Source organism: Hoylesella timonensis S9-PR14, from assembly GCF_000762405.1.
In the GTDB taxonomy this organism is placed as follows: domain Bacteria; phylum Bacteroidota; class Bacteroidia; order Bacteroidales; family Bacteroidaceae; genus Prevotella; species Prevotella timonensis_A.
The window spans coordinates 23370-38115 of record NZ_JRPQ01000006.1 but is presented as its reverse complement, the minus strand read 5'-3'; the positions used below and the strand labels follow the sequence as shown (position 1 = coordinate 38115).

Below are 14746 nucleotides of genomic sequence, written 5' to 3'. Positions count from 1 at the left end.
CTACTTTATAGGGTAAAGTCTTTCTGCACAAATACGTTTTCTCTTATAGTTAAATTGTTTGTTAAAAATGCTAAGTGAAGGACGATATTCTTTGGTTTGTATCTCCATAAGATCAAGAATGCTATGTATCATATCATCTGTCATGAATGGATAGTGTGCCGATAGACGAATTCTATTTGTGATATATGGATAGTTTTTCTGGAAAGTTTTAGACATATACACCAACATGGGGATTTCTACTTTGTGATTATTGATATCAATGTCACCGTGTCCAGCTATTTTTTTGTTGATTTCCATCACGTCTTCACCGTGGTCAGAGGTGTAGATAATCAGTGCGTTTTTGTCTTTAAAACGGTTAATAATAGCGTTGACGATACTATCATTGTAGCGCACAGCGGTATCGTAAGCTGCTTTTGTCTCTTTTATTTTGTTATTCTCACCTTGTTCTACGTTTGTACTAAAGGTCTTAAATGTTTTTGGATAGCGGTTTTCGTATTCCACGTGTGTACCCATAAGGTGTAGTACAATAAATCTTTTGAGCTTTGTTTGCTTTAAAGTTTGGTCTAATAAGGGTAGCAAATGCTCATCGTAAGGCTCTGTAAAGTCACTTTTGGTATCTCTAATGCACACAAAAGAATTTGATTTGCATCGCTCTGCGTAGAATCTTCCATTATTACCGTATATGCCAGAAGACTCTTGATTTGACAACCAAGTGGTATAATAACCAGCTTGATTTAAGATGCTAAATAGGTCGGTATATTCATACCACTTCCTTTTTGCGCCTTGTCTGTAAAATGTGAATAATTTTTCCAACACCTCCATTGTGTGTCCATTTGGACTGATAACATCGGTAAATTTGACTAAATCGCCTGTCTTTTCAAGGCTACTTAAATAAGGTGTTGTCTGGAGATGATATCCATATATCCCCATATGATTTCTTGTAGTAGATTCACCTAATATATAGACAACATACGGTATAGTACTATTGTTCTTTAACAGCTTAGGGTGTGTATTCCCCTTCTGTCTCATTTGCTTTAACTGTTGCATGTCGTTGATAGCGTCACGTGTAAGGAAAACGGTAGAAACGACAGAACAGCATTGGTGTAATAACCTATCTCGTGTAGTTGTTTTCTGTTTTATAACATCTTTCACAAGGTTGACTACTGTAAAAAATGATGCAAAAGTAAGCCATGCTGATGCGAATAAAATAGCTGAACGCTTATATTGTAATTTTAGTATTAATAGGCTATATACCGATAAAACAAAAATGACTGCACAAATGCTTCCATACACCCGTAAGTTTAATACGTTGGCTTGCAGATATTCTATTACTTCATTATGATTAGTAGCTAAAAGGATTTCAAAAATTGCACTATCTGGCAAGCTGCGATAATAATATAGAAAATGCAAAAAGAGAAATAGTAATAAAACCGATAATAACTCAATGATGCTTTTGGTTATACGCATAACTCTTTTATATGGAATAAATGATATTATGAGAGTTAAGCAAACAATGGCAAAGCACATATATAAGAAATGATGTACGCCACGACCAAACGATGACATATTAAATAGGTATGGAATATTGACAAACAACATAAACATGATGAAGCGAAAATGTTGTTGTATGAAATTTACAATCCCATTCCATATTTTTTTACTTCTACTTATGTCTTGTGGATACATAAATTGATTTTCTGCTTGCATAATGTGAATATGATGTATCTATTTGCAAAGATATGTTTTTTTAGTAATACCATATAAAACTATAATATATTTTTTTTACTTTTGCAGCAATTATAAGTTATAATAATTAAGCATGAAGAACTCAATCCAATGCAAATGCAGGGCATTCTTAGCCAAACCTTTCTTTCACGACAAGCGAACATTGTTGTGGCTGTGGACACTTTTGCCTATTATCGCCACTGTTTTCAAGTTGCATCGCAACAACAATTATCTGATATTCCGTGGTGTTTTCTGGCATACAGTGAACCAAACATCGCTGTATGGCACGTACCCCAATGAATATTTTGATGTAAATCATTATGGACCTTTGTTCGCTTTGGTTGTTGCTCCCTTTGCTGTAATGCCCGTATGGTTAGGCATGTTGTTTTGGAATGTAGCACTCTCGCTCTGCTTGTATGTTGCCATTAGTAGGTCGCAACTGAAGTACAAACAGCAAATCTTTATTTATTGGTTTTGTGCAGAGACGTTGCTAACGTCCTTGTTCATGCAGCAATTCAACATTGCCATTGCTGCCATTATCATTGCTTCGTACTTCTTGATAGAGCGAGAGCGTGACTTTTGGGCGGCATTCCTCATCGTGTTAGGAACATTTGTCAAGCTATATGGGGTAGTAGGACTGGCTTTTTTCTTCTTCTCCAAGCACAAAGGGCGGTTCGTTTTGTCGTTGCTATTGTGGATAGTTGTGCTGTTCGTTGCGCCTATGCTGATAAGCAATGCCGACTATGTGATAGGGCAATATCACGAATGGTATGTCACCTTGTTGGAAAAGAATGGAGAAAACCTCCAATCTATTGCTCAAAATATCTCTTTGTTGGGCATGGTTCGCCGTATTACGGGCAATCTTTTGTATTCTGATTTGTGGCTCATCACTCCAGCGTTGGTATTGTTTTTCATCCCTTACCTTCGCTTTTCGCAATACAGAAATGCGATGTTTCGCCAAACCTACCTTGCATCGGTGTTGCTGTTCGTCGTGCTTTTCAGCACAGGCAGTGAGAGTAGTTCGTACATTATAGCCATTAGTGGGGCTTGTATATGGTATCTGTCTGCTCCGTGGCAACGCAATCGTTGGGATATAATCTTCATGGTGTTGGTGTTAATGATATCAGGATTTGGCTCGTCCGACCTCTATCCTCGTTGTATACGGCACGACTTGATACAAGTATATTCGTTGAAAGCCCTACCATGCACCTTGGTTTGGCTGAAACTATGCTATGAAATGATGTTCAAGAATTATGCTTCCGCTGATGTAGATACACAAAGTGAAGCATCAAGAAGTTGATAGGAACAGCCACAACCATCACCAATATGGGCGAAAGCCATTTGCTCACGTCCAACCAAAGAAAGACATTCAGCAAGCCAATCTCCATAAGATAGTTGACGATATGACTCCCCACAAAGCCCGCTGCATTGAACTTTGTGGGCTTTTTGTGGAAGGTAAAATAAGTAGTGAGTACATAGTTGCACACCAATCCTACCCCATAGCCTGCCGTGTAGGAAACATTCGCATTGGTAAACATCAAGAACAGGCAATAAATGCCATAATGAATCAGCGAACAGACCGTTCCTACCAACCCAAAACGAACGATGCGTCCTGCATCTTTTCGCAGCTTGGGGTGTCTTTCTCCGTATGCTTTGAAGCTATTCTTCATCCGCTCCAACAATTTTGGTTACATGGTATAGCGGTCTGTTTTTCACCTCGGTATAAATTTTTCCGATATAAACGCCCACAATACCTATTGACAGCAAGATAAATCCTCCTACGAGCCAAATGCTCATCATGATTGATGCCCAACCCGGATAGGCTGTTCCTACGACCAATGCATGAATGACATAGATGCCAATGCCGATGCTTAGAAAGATGAAAAGCAAACCAGCATACAGTATGAAGTATATGGGATGTACGGTAAACGAGGTGATGCCATCGAGTGCCAAGCTTAGCATTTTGCGCAGCGTGTATTTGGATTTACCTGCCTGTCGCTCGCTGATGGGGTCGTCGACACATGCCGATGGCAATCCCAGCATAGGTATCAATCCGCGCAAATACAAGTTGCGTTCCTGATAAGTGGATAGGATATCAAGTGCAAGGCGGCTCATTAAGCGGAAATCTGCATGATTGAACACGCTTTTCACGCCCAGTTTGTTCTGCAATCGGTAAAAGGCAGTGGCACTCAGTCGTTTCAATAGTGGGTCTGCCTGCCGTGAAGTCTTCACGCCATACACCACCTCACAGTTATTGTGAGTGTACTCGTGAATCATCAGCGAAATGGCATTCAGGTCGTCTTGCAAGTCGGCATCAATCGTAACGACCGCATCTGCCCATGTTCGAGCCGTCATCATGCCTGCCATCATGGCGTTTTGATGTCCCACGTTGCTTGCCAAGTTGATGCCTCTCACAAACTTGTTGGTTTGTTGCAACTTGCAAATAAGCTCCCAAGTACGGTCTTTGCTGCCGTCGTTGACAAATATCATCATGCTGTCTGCACTGATGTGTCCCTGTTGTATGAGGTCGTTAAAAAGGGTTGTCAATCGAGCTACCGAGTTTTCCAGTGCCTCTTCTTCGTTATAGCAGGGGGATATGGTGGCTAATCTCATCATGCTTTGTTCAATTTACTTTTTGCAAATTCGGTAAAGGTAACAAACGCTTCCTCTTCTTTTTTCAGCATCTTGATGAGGTTGCTCAATCGTTGAACCATTTTGTCGCCACTATTTTTGCGGATGATATACGGCATCTTGTATTCACGGTGTGCGTTGAGGTCGTAGAACTCCCATGGATGAAAGTAGGTTACAAAATAGCCATCGTGTCGCAGTACTCGCCTTGTCATCCAGTGATAGAGCCGCTGTGGCAAGAGATGTAACGACAGCCAAAACAGCGGAAAGCGCACCCAAGGCGTTACCGATGCTGGTATTTGCATCACTTCTCCGCGCATAAACCATGTACGAGGCGTTGTGAGGTGCATGTATCTGCCAGGAATAAAGGCAGGATTTAGGGAAGAGTTGTACAGATAGCCCGCCTTTTCAATGTCCTCGTCTGACACGGGAAACATCCTTGGTTGCCGATAACCATGCACCTGTGTGTCTGCCACGCTTTCTACGATGCGTTTGGATTCAAACACGTCTGTAGGTTTAGGTTGCCAATGGTCCACACCATGACAAGCCACCTCGTGCCCCTCTTGCATAATGCGCCTAATGGTTTGAGGCGACTGTTCGGCAAAGTTTGCTGTACAAAAGAAGGTAGCGTGTACTTCATTTTGTTGTAAGCAGTCTAATATCTTGTTTGTGCCTTCAACAGAAATGCGCATCCCTTCTTCTAACGAGATGTTCACGCCGTGTTCTTTGGGTACATCAAATTCTTCGGTGTCGAAACTCAATAATATCATGACATTGCCTTTTCGTATAGTATTTGCAAAAGTAACAAATTATTTATTTCTTTTGCGCAAACCGTCTGGTTATTTGTCTTAAAATCTCCAACGCAACTGCATTTCCAAGTCGGTTTGTGTGTTGCCGTTGATTTCTTGATACCCTGTGCCCATCTTCTGACGATCCAAATAATGTGTAGCTCCTATCTTGACAGCCACCATTAGCTGTTCGTTGAGGTTGAAGCGTGTGTTGAAAGCTCCACGAACGCCCTTGCCAGCAAACATAGGGAATGCAAAGGTGTAGAGCATGCCACGTTCGTAAGTGTACAAACGGCTGTTGTAATCATCGGTGTGGAAATAAGCCAGTGCGGCAAAAGCCTGTAACCGTTTGAACTTTCCACCCACATTTTCTGTCACCATGTATCCTGTGCTGTGTTTTGCACCTTGATAATACGCCCCGTCAATCTGTGTTTTTGTAAACCATGCGCTGTGGGTCAACAGGGCAGCGATGCGTACTCGGTGAGTGTAGGTATTGAGGAGAGCCGACTTGTCTGCGGTGTCTTTCTGTTTCATCTTGTATCGGTAGCGCACCTGCAAGTTCCATTGTCTATGTTGATAAGTGGCAAGTGTCATCACATCCCAAGCATGACTCGACTGTGACGCTTGATACCGAGCCCATGGGAAATAAGCAAAATCAACGTAAGTCATCATCGATAAATGGCGAAAAGGCTGCCAATTGGTGCCGAGAAAGATGCCACTTTCGTTTTGACAATGCCCGCTTTCGCTAAAACTTTGCCCCAAAAGAGCGTAATATCGGTAGGAATAAAATCGCTGAATGGCTATCACCGACCAATTGGGTAGGCATTGGTAGCTAATGCTGTTAATGGTTGCGAGTGCTTTGTGGTTACCGGTTGCGGTTTCTCCCTGTAAGGAAAGTCGCCTGCTAATATAGCCATAATCGATGCTGGCGTTCCAAAAAGATTTGCCTTGAGGAGCATATTGCCGATAAGTTTGTTTAATATTGGGCTGAAACTCCTTGTCCAAAGTCGTTGAAAATGCGGTTGCTCCCACATGAAAGCCATGACTGAAATACTGCAAATGTCCTCCTGCTACAAATTCAGAAGTGTTGTGTTTGCGGCTCATCTCTCGCATTGTGCGATGATAGCCCGATGTGACAATGGTGGCTATCGTGGTACTGTCTTTGTTCAGTGTGCCGTCTATGTATCGATAGGATGCAAAACCAGTGAGGTCAAGTCCATTCGTTACCTGCACCGTAGCAGCGACTCCTTGCAGATAATTGGCTTCCGAGCGCGACGAGTGCGCACGAATAGTATTGTACTGGTTGCCCAATGATGCTAAGGTAGTGAGCTTCCCGAGCATGAAGTCACGATTCATAGCCACGCCAAGTCCAAATTTAGCGCGGTATCTCCCTATGACTAACGACTTTATCTTGCCTAACTTATTCGCCTGCGCATAGAAAGAATAGTAGTCGTAGCCCCATTTGTTGCGCCCTGCAAACCAGGGTTCGCCAGCATCTTGCGAGGCAACGATGCCCATTTTGCCATACGATCCATACGACAGCTGGTAACGCAACCAGTGTTTGTATGGGTAACCAAGGTAGCCATTGTCATCTCCTTTGCGCCTATAAAAAGGCATCTTGCCCGTTGCAATCAATTCATTGCGCCCATATCGCAAGAGGTCTTTCATCGAAGGAAAGGCAGAAGTGGGAGAAGGGTTGATGGTGACGAAATAGGAAAGCAGCTTTCTCCGAGTGAAGTCCAATGATTCAATCATCGCCAGTTCACCAACACTCCGCAGTGGGGCGTATTGGTCTATATATTCCACGAGCTCTTCTATTTGCTGTTTGGTCAAGAATGGCAGCTGTGCCAAGTCCTCTCGAGTGGCGTGATTCAAGTCAATGGGATGTGCAGCTTGCTCGCTCAACATCTCATACATCTCTTCCAAGTCACCCGATTCAATACCTTCTACATCGCTAAGTTGCTCTAAATAAGTTTGCCAAGATGGAATATCTTGGGCGTAAACCCATGTACAGCAAAACCAAAACAAGCCAAAGAGTAATTTCTTTTTCATGGTTGAAGGCTGTTTTCCAATAGTTCAACAAAAATAATGTGAAAAACTTAATAACGCAAATAAAAATAAAATTATTTCTTGCAGTCCGAAATTATCATTACATTTGCTGTGCTTTATGAATAGAAACATCACGGTTATATTGATAGTCATGTTGTTGGCAGCTTTGCAAGCACATGCACAGAATCCACTTCCGAGTACGCCCCTTCACCCCGAAGAGCGTGAGGTAGATATGGACAGCCCAACTTTTGAGCCGATGGTCAAGGTAGGAAAAGTGCTCCGTGGGCGTGACTCTATTCAATACCTGGAGTTTAATAATATCTATGTGTATCCGCAACCAGTGTTCAAGAGTGCGCAGCAACGCATGGCATATAACAGATTGGTGCGCAATATCAAAAAGGTATTGCCCATTGCCAAAGAAGTAAATCGCATCATTATCGAAACAGGCGACTACCTTCAGACATTGCCCAACAAGAAGGCAAGAGACGAACATATGAAGCGAGTGGAACAGGGTATTAAGGAGCAGTACACGCCACGTATGAAAAAACTCAGTTACCAACAAGGCAAACTGCTCATCAAGTTGGTGTATCGTGAGTGTGACTCGTCTTCTTACCAGCTGATACAAGCGTTTATGGGACCTATTCGCGCAGGCTTTTGGCAGGCGTTTGCTTGGGCTTTCGGAGCAAGTCTTACCAAGAAATACGATGCCGAAGGGGTAGATCGTCTCACCGAACGTATTGTGTTGCAAGTGGAGGCAGGGCAACTGTAATATTCATTTTTGGCTCTAAAGATTTGATAAAAACGAGGGCGATTATCAACTTGTATCAGATTTTTGTGAAGAACGCAGTGCTTTATAGTTCATTTTTCTCACAATATTTCATCCCTCTACGCTTTCTGTTTGCACGATATTTTTGCTTTCTCTGAATGCTGAAATATCTTTACACGACCCCTCTCATATTCCTCGTATTTTTCACCAACTTATAGATTGCTTGCAAATACGCGAGTTATGACGAAGTTTCTATCTTGTTGACACACAATAAAGTATGAAAAAAGGGTGCGAATTTGCGCAGATAAAGCAATGAGATAACGCCACAAAAGTAATGGGATAAGGTGCTTATTCGCATGGGTTAGTGCCCTTAACTCTTTATGTTAGGAGCGTTATTTGCATGCTTTAAGCCCGAGGAGGCATATTTTTGCTGTTTATAAGGCTTAAAACTTGACAAAAAACCGTCTATTCTTTTCTATTTTAGCACTTTTGGAGACCCCCAAAAAGTGTCAGAAATATTGACAAAAAGCAAAAAAGTATGTTGTCAATACATAAGAAAGATGGGCTAATATTTACAAGGAAATAACCTTAATTTTGGCACTGTATTTTACTGAGTTTCAGATATTATGACATAAAGCCTGTGTAGATGTTAATATTTGTTTCTTACCTTAAAAAGAAAAAGAAAACACTTACTTTTGCAAACTGTATAAATCATAAAAAATATTACAATGAACAAAATGAAAATTTTGAAGTATTTTTCACTATCCTTGTTTTTAGTGGCAGCGATTGTCTTCACGGGATGTAGTAAGAGTGACGACGGTAATGATAAGGTAGAGCTGTCCGACTACGCAAAAAACATTGTTGGTACATGGGAAACGGAAGGCTTGACTTTCTCTCTTGCAGACAAGCAAACGTCTATGAATTTTAACGTTGAGGTAAAACTTAATGCCATAGGTGGATCTAAAATTTACGTGAACGGTCAGGAATTTGATGCAAAGATGCTAAAGGGGCTTGGCGTTAAACTTACTGCAGACGATTTTCCCGTTCAAAGGCTACAGTTTGATAAAGACCACAAAGTGACATCTTATGAATATGATGATGGTTGGAAGGCAAACGATGAAAAATCTACATACGATATCAAGAATGGTGTGCTTAGCATAACATCTTCACATACTATATCCTTGAAAATTCTCTCCATGGAGCAAAACTCTTGCATATTTGACGCATTGGTATTTGTAGAAGATATGATGAAAGAAGATAAATTGACCGAAAAGTTTGATGTAAAATCAGCACAACTCAAAATAAAGAGAATAAGCTGATAGCATCCCTTGCTGGTACAGAATAGTCTTTTTCCTGTTATGAATACTTGGAAAAAGACTTTTTTATTTTTAGTAAGATTGGATGACTTTTAGTAAGCCGTGCTTACCAGTTTTGGCTTCTCCTTGGCTTTTGTATCCCTATATCTATACTTTGCTTAAGTGGTTGGCTGCATCTATTCTTCCATCTATCTCAAACTTGGCTCTATGATTGTTGTTATGGGTAGGATTATTCAGTTTAGGAAAGCTAATGAAAAAGGCGAGACTACAAATAAATGTAATCTCGCCTTAGTGTCCTTATAATAAGAAAACTATTGTTTTATTATTTTTGCCGTTCCAAATGTAGTCTTTAACAGATATACCCCACAAGGGATATTGTTTAGCGAAATGCGATTGTTGCCAAAACGCAAGGGGGCAGACATGATTTGTTGTCCACTTATGTTAAAGAGCGACATCTCACAGTTTGTGGGTACGGTTATCTCAACGTTATCGGTTACCAATCGTTGTGCAACACAAAATTGATTTGTTGCATTCAGTTGGTCGATGGTTGTAAGATTATTGTCTTCTGTTTGGTTGTCACCTCCATTACCTATAGACTGCACCTTGACATAGGATTGTGGTTCATCTCCAAATTGGTATGTTCTTCCTTTGGTGCTTGCATCAAATGGCTTGTATATACCAAAGCCACCAAGAGCGTCTTTGTCGTTAGGATCTATGAAGTCGAAGTAACGATAATTGCGAACATAGAATGCCACTTGATCGTGAGGACGATAATAGTAATAATGATTATTATCACTTGTTTGGTATTGGATATTGGCGTAAGCCATGCCTGGTAATAAGTTACTCGTATTAAAAATAAGATCAATGTAGCTGTATCCAGGTTGTGCCTTGATGTCTTTTTCAATAACCATATTGTTCACATTGTCAGCTGCGTTGTAGTTTTGTGTTACATAGAAACGTATTCTTCCGTTATATCCATGCGCTGAATAAAGAGAATAGCGCACTTTTACAGTCGTGAATCTTGCCGATATTGTGGAATTATCAGATCCTAACCATAAGCCTCCTTGTGCAAAGTAAGCGGTGTTTAATGCAATATCACCGTGCATAATATTTGGCGTTGGCTGTGGCTTTTCTTGTTTTGTAATTGTTAGTTCGCCTACACGATAATCTTGGTTGTTGTATCCTAAATGTGCATACACATCTTTATTATTATGTGTAAACGATAACAGTAAGTCGTATTTACGTCCATCTTTGCTACCTACCAACGTTTCAAATGTGCGGTTGGTGTAGAAAGTAAAGTTGATACGTTGCGACTTCTCAATAGTTGTTTCACCAGAAGAAATCAAGACACCATCGCTTCCGTCTTTTGAACCTTGTGGAACAGCAAATAACTTAACGGTTCCGCTATATCTTTCACCGTAGTTATAAACAGAGAAAGGTATTTTGATATGTTCACCTTCATCTGCATTTGCAAATGTTTTAAAGGCAACTACCATATCGAAAGGTTTAACCTCAGGCTTTGGTTGGGGCTTTGGTTTGGGAGTGGGGGTGATGTCAGGATTAGGATTGGGTTCATTGCCAATGATTTTGAGCGAAGCTGCTTGCTCTGGGATAGCTTTGTAATTGCCGTTTTCGTCTTTATAATTTACAGCTAACTTATATTCGCCCTTTTTCAGTTTATTGGCAGCTATAGTAAATTCGACATCTTTACAAGCTCCCACATTTACTAATAAATAATTTTCATCAAGAATGGTAGCCTGCTTGTTATCATCATTTTGATAAGCTGATAATGATAAGTATCCAGCGTAGCTGTCGTTGCCCTTATTTCCTACATGTACAACGATAGTGCTACGTTGGTTATCCCTAACTGTATACTGTGGCTTCTCTCCGCAGATATACAATACACATGTTTTCTTTTCTGGCTTTGGTTCTGGTTGGGGTTTTGGCTCTGGTTTTGGCTTTGGTTCAGGCTTTGGTTGGGGAGTTTTTTCCTTTATAGTGATAGTTCCCGCTTGCTCTTGTATAGCCTTGTAAGTGTTGCCCACTTTGTAGTTGACAGCCAACCGATATTCGCCAGGCGCTAAGTTGTAGTTTTTGAAAGAAAACTCTAATGGACGATAATACCCAGCACCAATCAGTGTATATTGTTCATCAACAAGAGTAGAGTAAGCATCGTTGTCGTCTTTATAGACAGATAAAGAGAGGTAGCCCACAAAGCTATCGTTGCCATTATTGCCGACATTGATTACTACCGTTTTACTTTCACCAACTGATATGGTATAATGCGGTTTGTTGCCATAGATGTATAAATTACTCTTTTTCTCTGGTTGTGGATTGGGATTAGGATTGGGACGTGGGTTAGGATTAGGGTTGATATCCTGTCCATCTGGCTCTAAATAGCGCAACATCTGTTGGTTTGACGAGTATCCTCCGTATCCTCCGCCAATTCCCTCTTGTCCAGGCTTGAGAACATTAAGCAGATGCCAACCGTTTTGAGAACGATTCCAGCCCCAGTCAACATGGACAAAGCCATTGCTGGCAAATCCATCTAATACAAAACAGTGACCACCGCCTTGTGAGAACCCTGTATAGACAACGGGGCCATAATCTTTCAGTTCGTTGTAGACGTGGTTCAGCCATGCGTTATCGGTATAGTTGCTACGTTCCAGAAAACGTACGGAGCGTTTGTAACCAAAGTGTTCGCTAAGGGCTGTGGGAGCATTAAAAACATATGCTCCGCTACCACCCGTAAATGCAGGGTTGTAGTCCATTTGTACGGAGTAGCCTACATCGCGCAGAAGTCTGCCTATGTTGTCAGCTTGAGTTTCATTGAGGGGCAGTCCTGTCTCTCTGTTATATCCACCACTTGTTACAGCGGCTGGCATGTTGGCCCAGTCGTATGCTGCATTTTCTGGACCGTTACCATCAAAATTGAGGGACATCAGATAGCGACCCTTCCACCAATAATTAGTACTACCATGTGGATGGTTAGGCCATTTGTGCCAGCGTAGCACTGTAGAGATGCCTGTTGCCACGCAACCTGACACCGTAGGGTAAACAGTCCCTTTGTAGTTGTAATTGGGTGCATATTGGTTAAAAGGCCAAGATTGTCCCCAAGATATGGCTTGTGGAAGGCGTGTTTGTCTGTCGTTATCGTATTCCAATAACGGTTGGATGAGTATTTTGTAATCACTTGCCCTTGTAGTCAGCACAGGTTTGTCTGGCATGTGTTCTATTGCCCACTGTATTTGTCGCTGATACTCTTCGTACATATAATGTATGGAGGGATGTCGTTCAATTGCTTCTTGGGTCATCGCACCAACGGCTGAAAAGGCTAAGATGGGTGCAACACGGTCATCGCCTGCAATAACGATATAGCCTTTGTCCTGACCGTTGTTGATGACATAGTACAATTTTTGTGCTGACATCACTTGTCTGCCTGTTCTGGTGGTGGGAGATTGCACTGCTAAAGGTTTAGCTTGTGGGCTATATGCTATTGACAATTTGCTGTCTATAGCTACTCCTTTTTGGCTCATAAAGTTTTTTGCTATGCGTAATGCTTTGTCTTTTCCTATAGGAGCGGCAAAGATGCAAGCAAAAAAGAAAGTAAAAAAGGATGATAAAAGAATTTTTCTTGTCATAATAAGGAGATAAGAATGCATAACCGCCTCATGTCAAAAGGCAATGGGCGGTTATGTGTATTTTTTGTTTATATGCTTATTTTTGTTTGCCAAGTTTGTTAGTTCCTCTCAATTCTGGTTTGATATAGATATTTATCCATTTTTCATTTCCAGTACTTAATTGGAGCACTAACGGTTCATCGTTCTCAAATCTTCTTACAACTTCATCGAGAGGTACTTTTATTTGGTGTTCATAAACGCCTCTGAAAGCAATTTTTTCGTTAGTAAGATGAGGCACAAATTCAATGTAATTATCCTCTAACATATCTTGCAAGTCTTCTTCTTCAGCGTTATGTAAGAAAGTAAATTTAGCAACTTCTTGCAAGTTGAAAGAACGCTTACCTTGTCCATAGTATAAAGGAGAATCTTTTCCTGCATTCCAAAGAGTTTGCTCTTTGCCACTTTTACTATCCTTTATGCCGAGTGTTCCACGAACAATGGCATGCGAATTAATTGGAGCCCCCTTGCCACCATCAGCCTCAATATCTGTAACTTTAAGTTTTACAACCAATCGCTTAAAGTCTTTTACAAATACGGTTTCTGAACAAGTTATCTGATCAGCAGGTTGTACGCAAGCCACAGCATTGTCAGAAACAAAGCGTAGCTGCATGCTTACGGGATATAATTGATTGAAGGGAATGTCAGTAGATAAGAATGTCTTTACCGCTTCAAGGTCGGCGTTTGCAACTAAAGATTGGAATTGCTTACTACCACCAAGAATAGTAATTTTCATGTCACTGCACGACATGACATTTTTATATTTCATTTCTTCATTTACATCAACGGTGACACCACTGTTCTTAATCTTCTTGATAGCAAATTCAAGTGCTTGTTTGGCATCAGTCTCTTTTGCATCGGTGTCCAAACAGATAAAGAGCATGCGACCATAGTTGATGGATGAAACGTAAACGGGCTGATAATCGTCAAGCAGATCCTTTGGCACAGATTCCAAAAGAGTACCACTTCGTGGAAAATCAACTGTTACGCTCGGCCCTTTTTGAATAATCCTTGCAATTAGGTGATGTTTTCTTTTATTAAAATTCAGGCCAAGATTTCCAGCAACATCAACGATAGGACTCTTTACACCAAAACCGAATTTGAATGCGAATTCTTTTTCGTTGTCAACCTTATGAATATCTTCTATCAGTACGTTCGCACAATCATGAAAGGATATGTTAGCCCAATCTGCCATCGCTTTTTGGTAGTCGCTCATGCGAATGTTAGGATATGTTTGTGTACAGCGGCTTGCATCTTGCATATTTTCTGGCGCAAGACCTAAGGAAAAAGTTACAGGACCCGTCTGTGCATCGGTTATAGCTGCATACGTTCCATTGGCAATGGTGTTTCCTTTCAAGACGCATCCTGGATACAAGATATCAGCTGTGGGGTTAAATAAAGCTATTTCGTTGTAGCCTGTCGTCAGTTTGTATTTGGTAGTTTTGGTAATCCTATAGCCAGGAAATCCATTTATATCTTCACCTGGAACCTTATTAGAGGTTTCTGTGCCTAAATTAACAGGCTCTCCTCTTCCCGATATAAGTGCACTACCGTTATCTCTTGCTAAGCCATTAGCAATGGGTAATCCCTTTAAGTAGGTTGCCATTCTCTTGGCACCAATGGTTTCTACATCACCATTTGCTGGTTCAAATGTGACCTTTTCAATATCAGAAGCCTTAATAATTTGAAGGCCTTTGTCTTTTGTTTGCACCTTCATGGTGTAGTTTTGTGCTCCTGCACCTAAAACACATCCAAATAGTGCTGTTGCAAGTAAAATTTTAGATTTCATATATTATC

General features: G+C 41.0%; 10 protein-coding genes. 3 read left to right on the top strand and 7 right to left on the bottom strand.

The genetic code is table 11. The annotated features are described in order from the left end of the window. Entirely contained in the window at positions 1-1707 is a 1707-nt protein-coding gene (locus tag HMPREF9304_RS00570) for a phosphoethanolamine transferase (RefSeq protein ID WP_036925695.1), read from the bottom strand. Between the two features lie 112 nt (positions 1708-1819). Here HMPREF9304_RS00570 and HMPREF9304_RS00565 point away from each other — a divergent pair, with 112 nt between their 5' ends. After that, positions 1820-3025: a glycosyltransferase family 87 protein gene (locus HMPREF9304_RS00565; protein WP_036925693.1), complete on the top strand. Its 1206-nt coding sequence runs from the start codon at positions 1820-1822 to the stop codon at positions 3023-3025. Here the strand turns inward: HMPREF9304_RS00565 and HMPREF9304_RS00560 are convergent. The 4 genes from HMPREF9304_RS00560 to HMPREF9304_RS00545 form a co-directional block, all read right to left on the bottom strand. Beyond that, positions 2970-3395 carry a GtrA family protein gene (locus HMPREF9304_RS00560; protein WP_036925691.1) on the bottom strand — a complete coding sequence of 142 codons (426 nt, stop codon included), beginning with the start codon at positions 3393-3395 and terminating at the stop codon, positions 2970-2972. The genes HMPREF9304_RS00565 and HMPREF9304_RS00560 overlap by 56 nt on opposite strands. Further along, positions 3385-4341, bottom strand: coding sequence for a glycosyltransferase family 2 protein (locus HMPREF9304_RS00555; protein WP_036925689.1), 957 nt, complete (start codon positions 4339-4341; stop codon positions 3385-3387). Before HMPREF9304_RS00555 ends, HMPREF9304_RS00560 begins: the two co-directional genes overlap by 11 nt. Next, entirely contained in the window at positions 4338-5123 is a 786-nt protein-coding gene (locus HMPREF9304_RS00550) for a polysaccharide deacetylase family protein (protein ID WP_036925687.1), read from the bottom strand. The genes HMPREF9304_RS00555 and HMPREF9304_RS00550 overlap by 4 nt, the downstream gene beginning before the upstream one ends. 78 nt (positions 5124-5201) lie before the next feature. Beyond that, complete coding sequence (locus tag HMPREF9304_RS00545; protein WP_036925684.1) at positions 5202-7193, bottom strand: helix-hairpin-helix domain-containing protein; 1992 nt, start codon at positions 7191-7193, stop codon at positions 5202-5204. Between the two features lie 148 nt (positions 7194-7341). Here HMPREF9304_RS00545 and HMPREF9304_RS00540 point away from each other — a divergent pair, with 148 nt between their 5' ends. After that, positions 7342-7959, top strand: a complete 618-nt coding sequence (locus tag HMPREF9304_RS00540; RefSeq protein ID WP_197061619.1) for a DUF4294 domain-containing protein — start codon at positions 7342-7344, stop codon at positions 7957-7959. Between the two features lie 725 nt (positions 7960-8684). Next, positions 8685-9275, top strand: a complete 591-nt coding sequence (locus HMPREF9304_RS00535; RefSeq protein ID WP_036925679.1) for a hypothetical protein — start codon at positions 8685-8687, stop codon at positions 9273-9275. Positions 9276-9583: 308 nt separating this feature from the next. Here HMPREF9304_RS00535 and HMPREF9304_RS13745 read toward each other — a convergent pair whose 3' ends face one another. Next, positions 9584-12913, bottom strand: coding sequence for a C10 family peptidase (locus tag HMPREF9304_RS13745; protein ID WP_052045803.1), 3330 nt, complete (start codon positions 12911-12913; stop codon positions 9584-9586). Between the two features lie 76 nt (positions 12914-12989). After that, positions 12990-14738 carry a thiol-activated cytolysin family protein gene (locus HMPREF9304_RS00525; RefSeq protein WP_036925677.1) on the bottom strand — a complete coding sequence of 583 codons (1749 nt, stop codon included), beginning with the start codon at positions 14736-14738 and terminating at the stop codon, positions 12990-12992. Positions 14739-14746 lie beyond the last annotated feature (8 nt).

Excerpts from the sequence above, each read along its gene's own strand:
- HMPREF9304_RS00570 (WP_036925695.1), bottom strand. The coding sequence starts at position 1,707 with ATGCAAGCAGAAAATCAATTTATGTATCCACAAGACATAAGTAGAAGT.
- HMPREF9304_RS00565 (WP_036925693.1), top strand. The coding sequence starts at position 1,820 with ATGAAGAACTCAATCCAATGCAAATGCAGGGCATTCTTAGCCAAACCT.
- HMPREF9304_RS00560 (WP_036925691.1), bottom strand. The coding sequence starts at position 3,395 with ATGAAGAATAGCTTCAAAGCATACGGAGAAAGACACCCCAAGCTGCGA.
- HMPREF9304_RS00555 (WP_036925689.1), bottom strand. The coding sequence starts at position 4,341 with ATGATGAGATTAGCCACCATATCCCCCTGCTATAACGAAGAAGAGGCA.
- HMPREF9304_RS00550 (WP_036925687.1), bottom strand. The coding sequence starts at position 5,123 with ATGATATTATTGAGTTTCGACACCGAAGAATTTGATGTACCCAAAGAA.
- HMPREF9304_RS00545 (WP_036925684.1), bottom strand. The coding sequence starts at position 7,193 with ATGAAAAAGAAATTACTCTTTGGCTTGTTTTGGTTTTGCTGTACATGG.
- HMPREF9304_RS00540 (WP_197061619.1), top strand. The coding sequence starts at position 7,342 with ATGTTGTTGGCAGCTTTGCAAGCACATGCACAGAATCCACTTCCGAGT.
- HMPREF9304_RS00535 (WP_036925679.1), top strand. The coding sequence starts at position 8,685 with ATGAACAAAATGAAAATTTTGAAGTATTTTTCACTATCCTTGTTTTTA.
- HMPREF9304_RS13745 (WP_052045803.1), bottom strand. The coding sequence starts at position 12,913 with ATGACAAGAAAAATTCTTTTATCATCCTTTTTTACTTTCTTTTTTGCT.
- HMPREF9304_RS00525 (WP_036925677.1), bottom strand. The coding sequence starts at position 14,738 with ATGAAATCTAAAATTTTACTTGCAACAGCACTATTTGGATGTGTTTTA.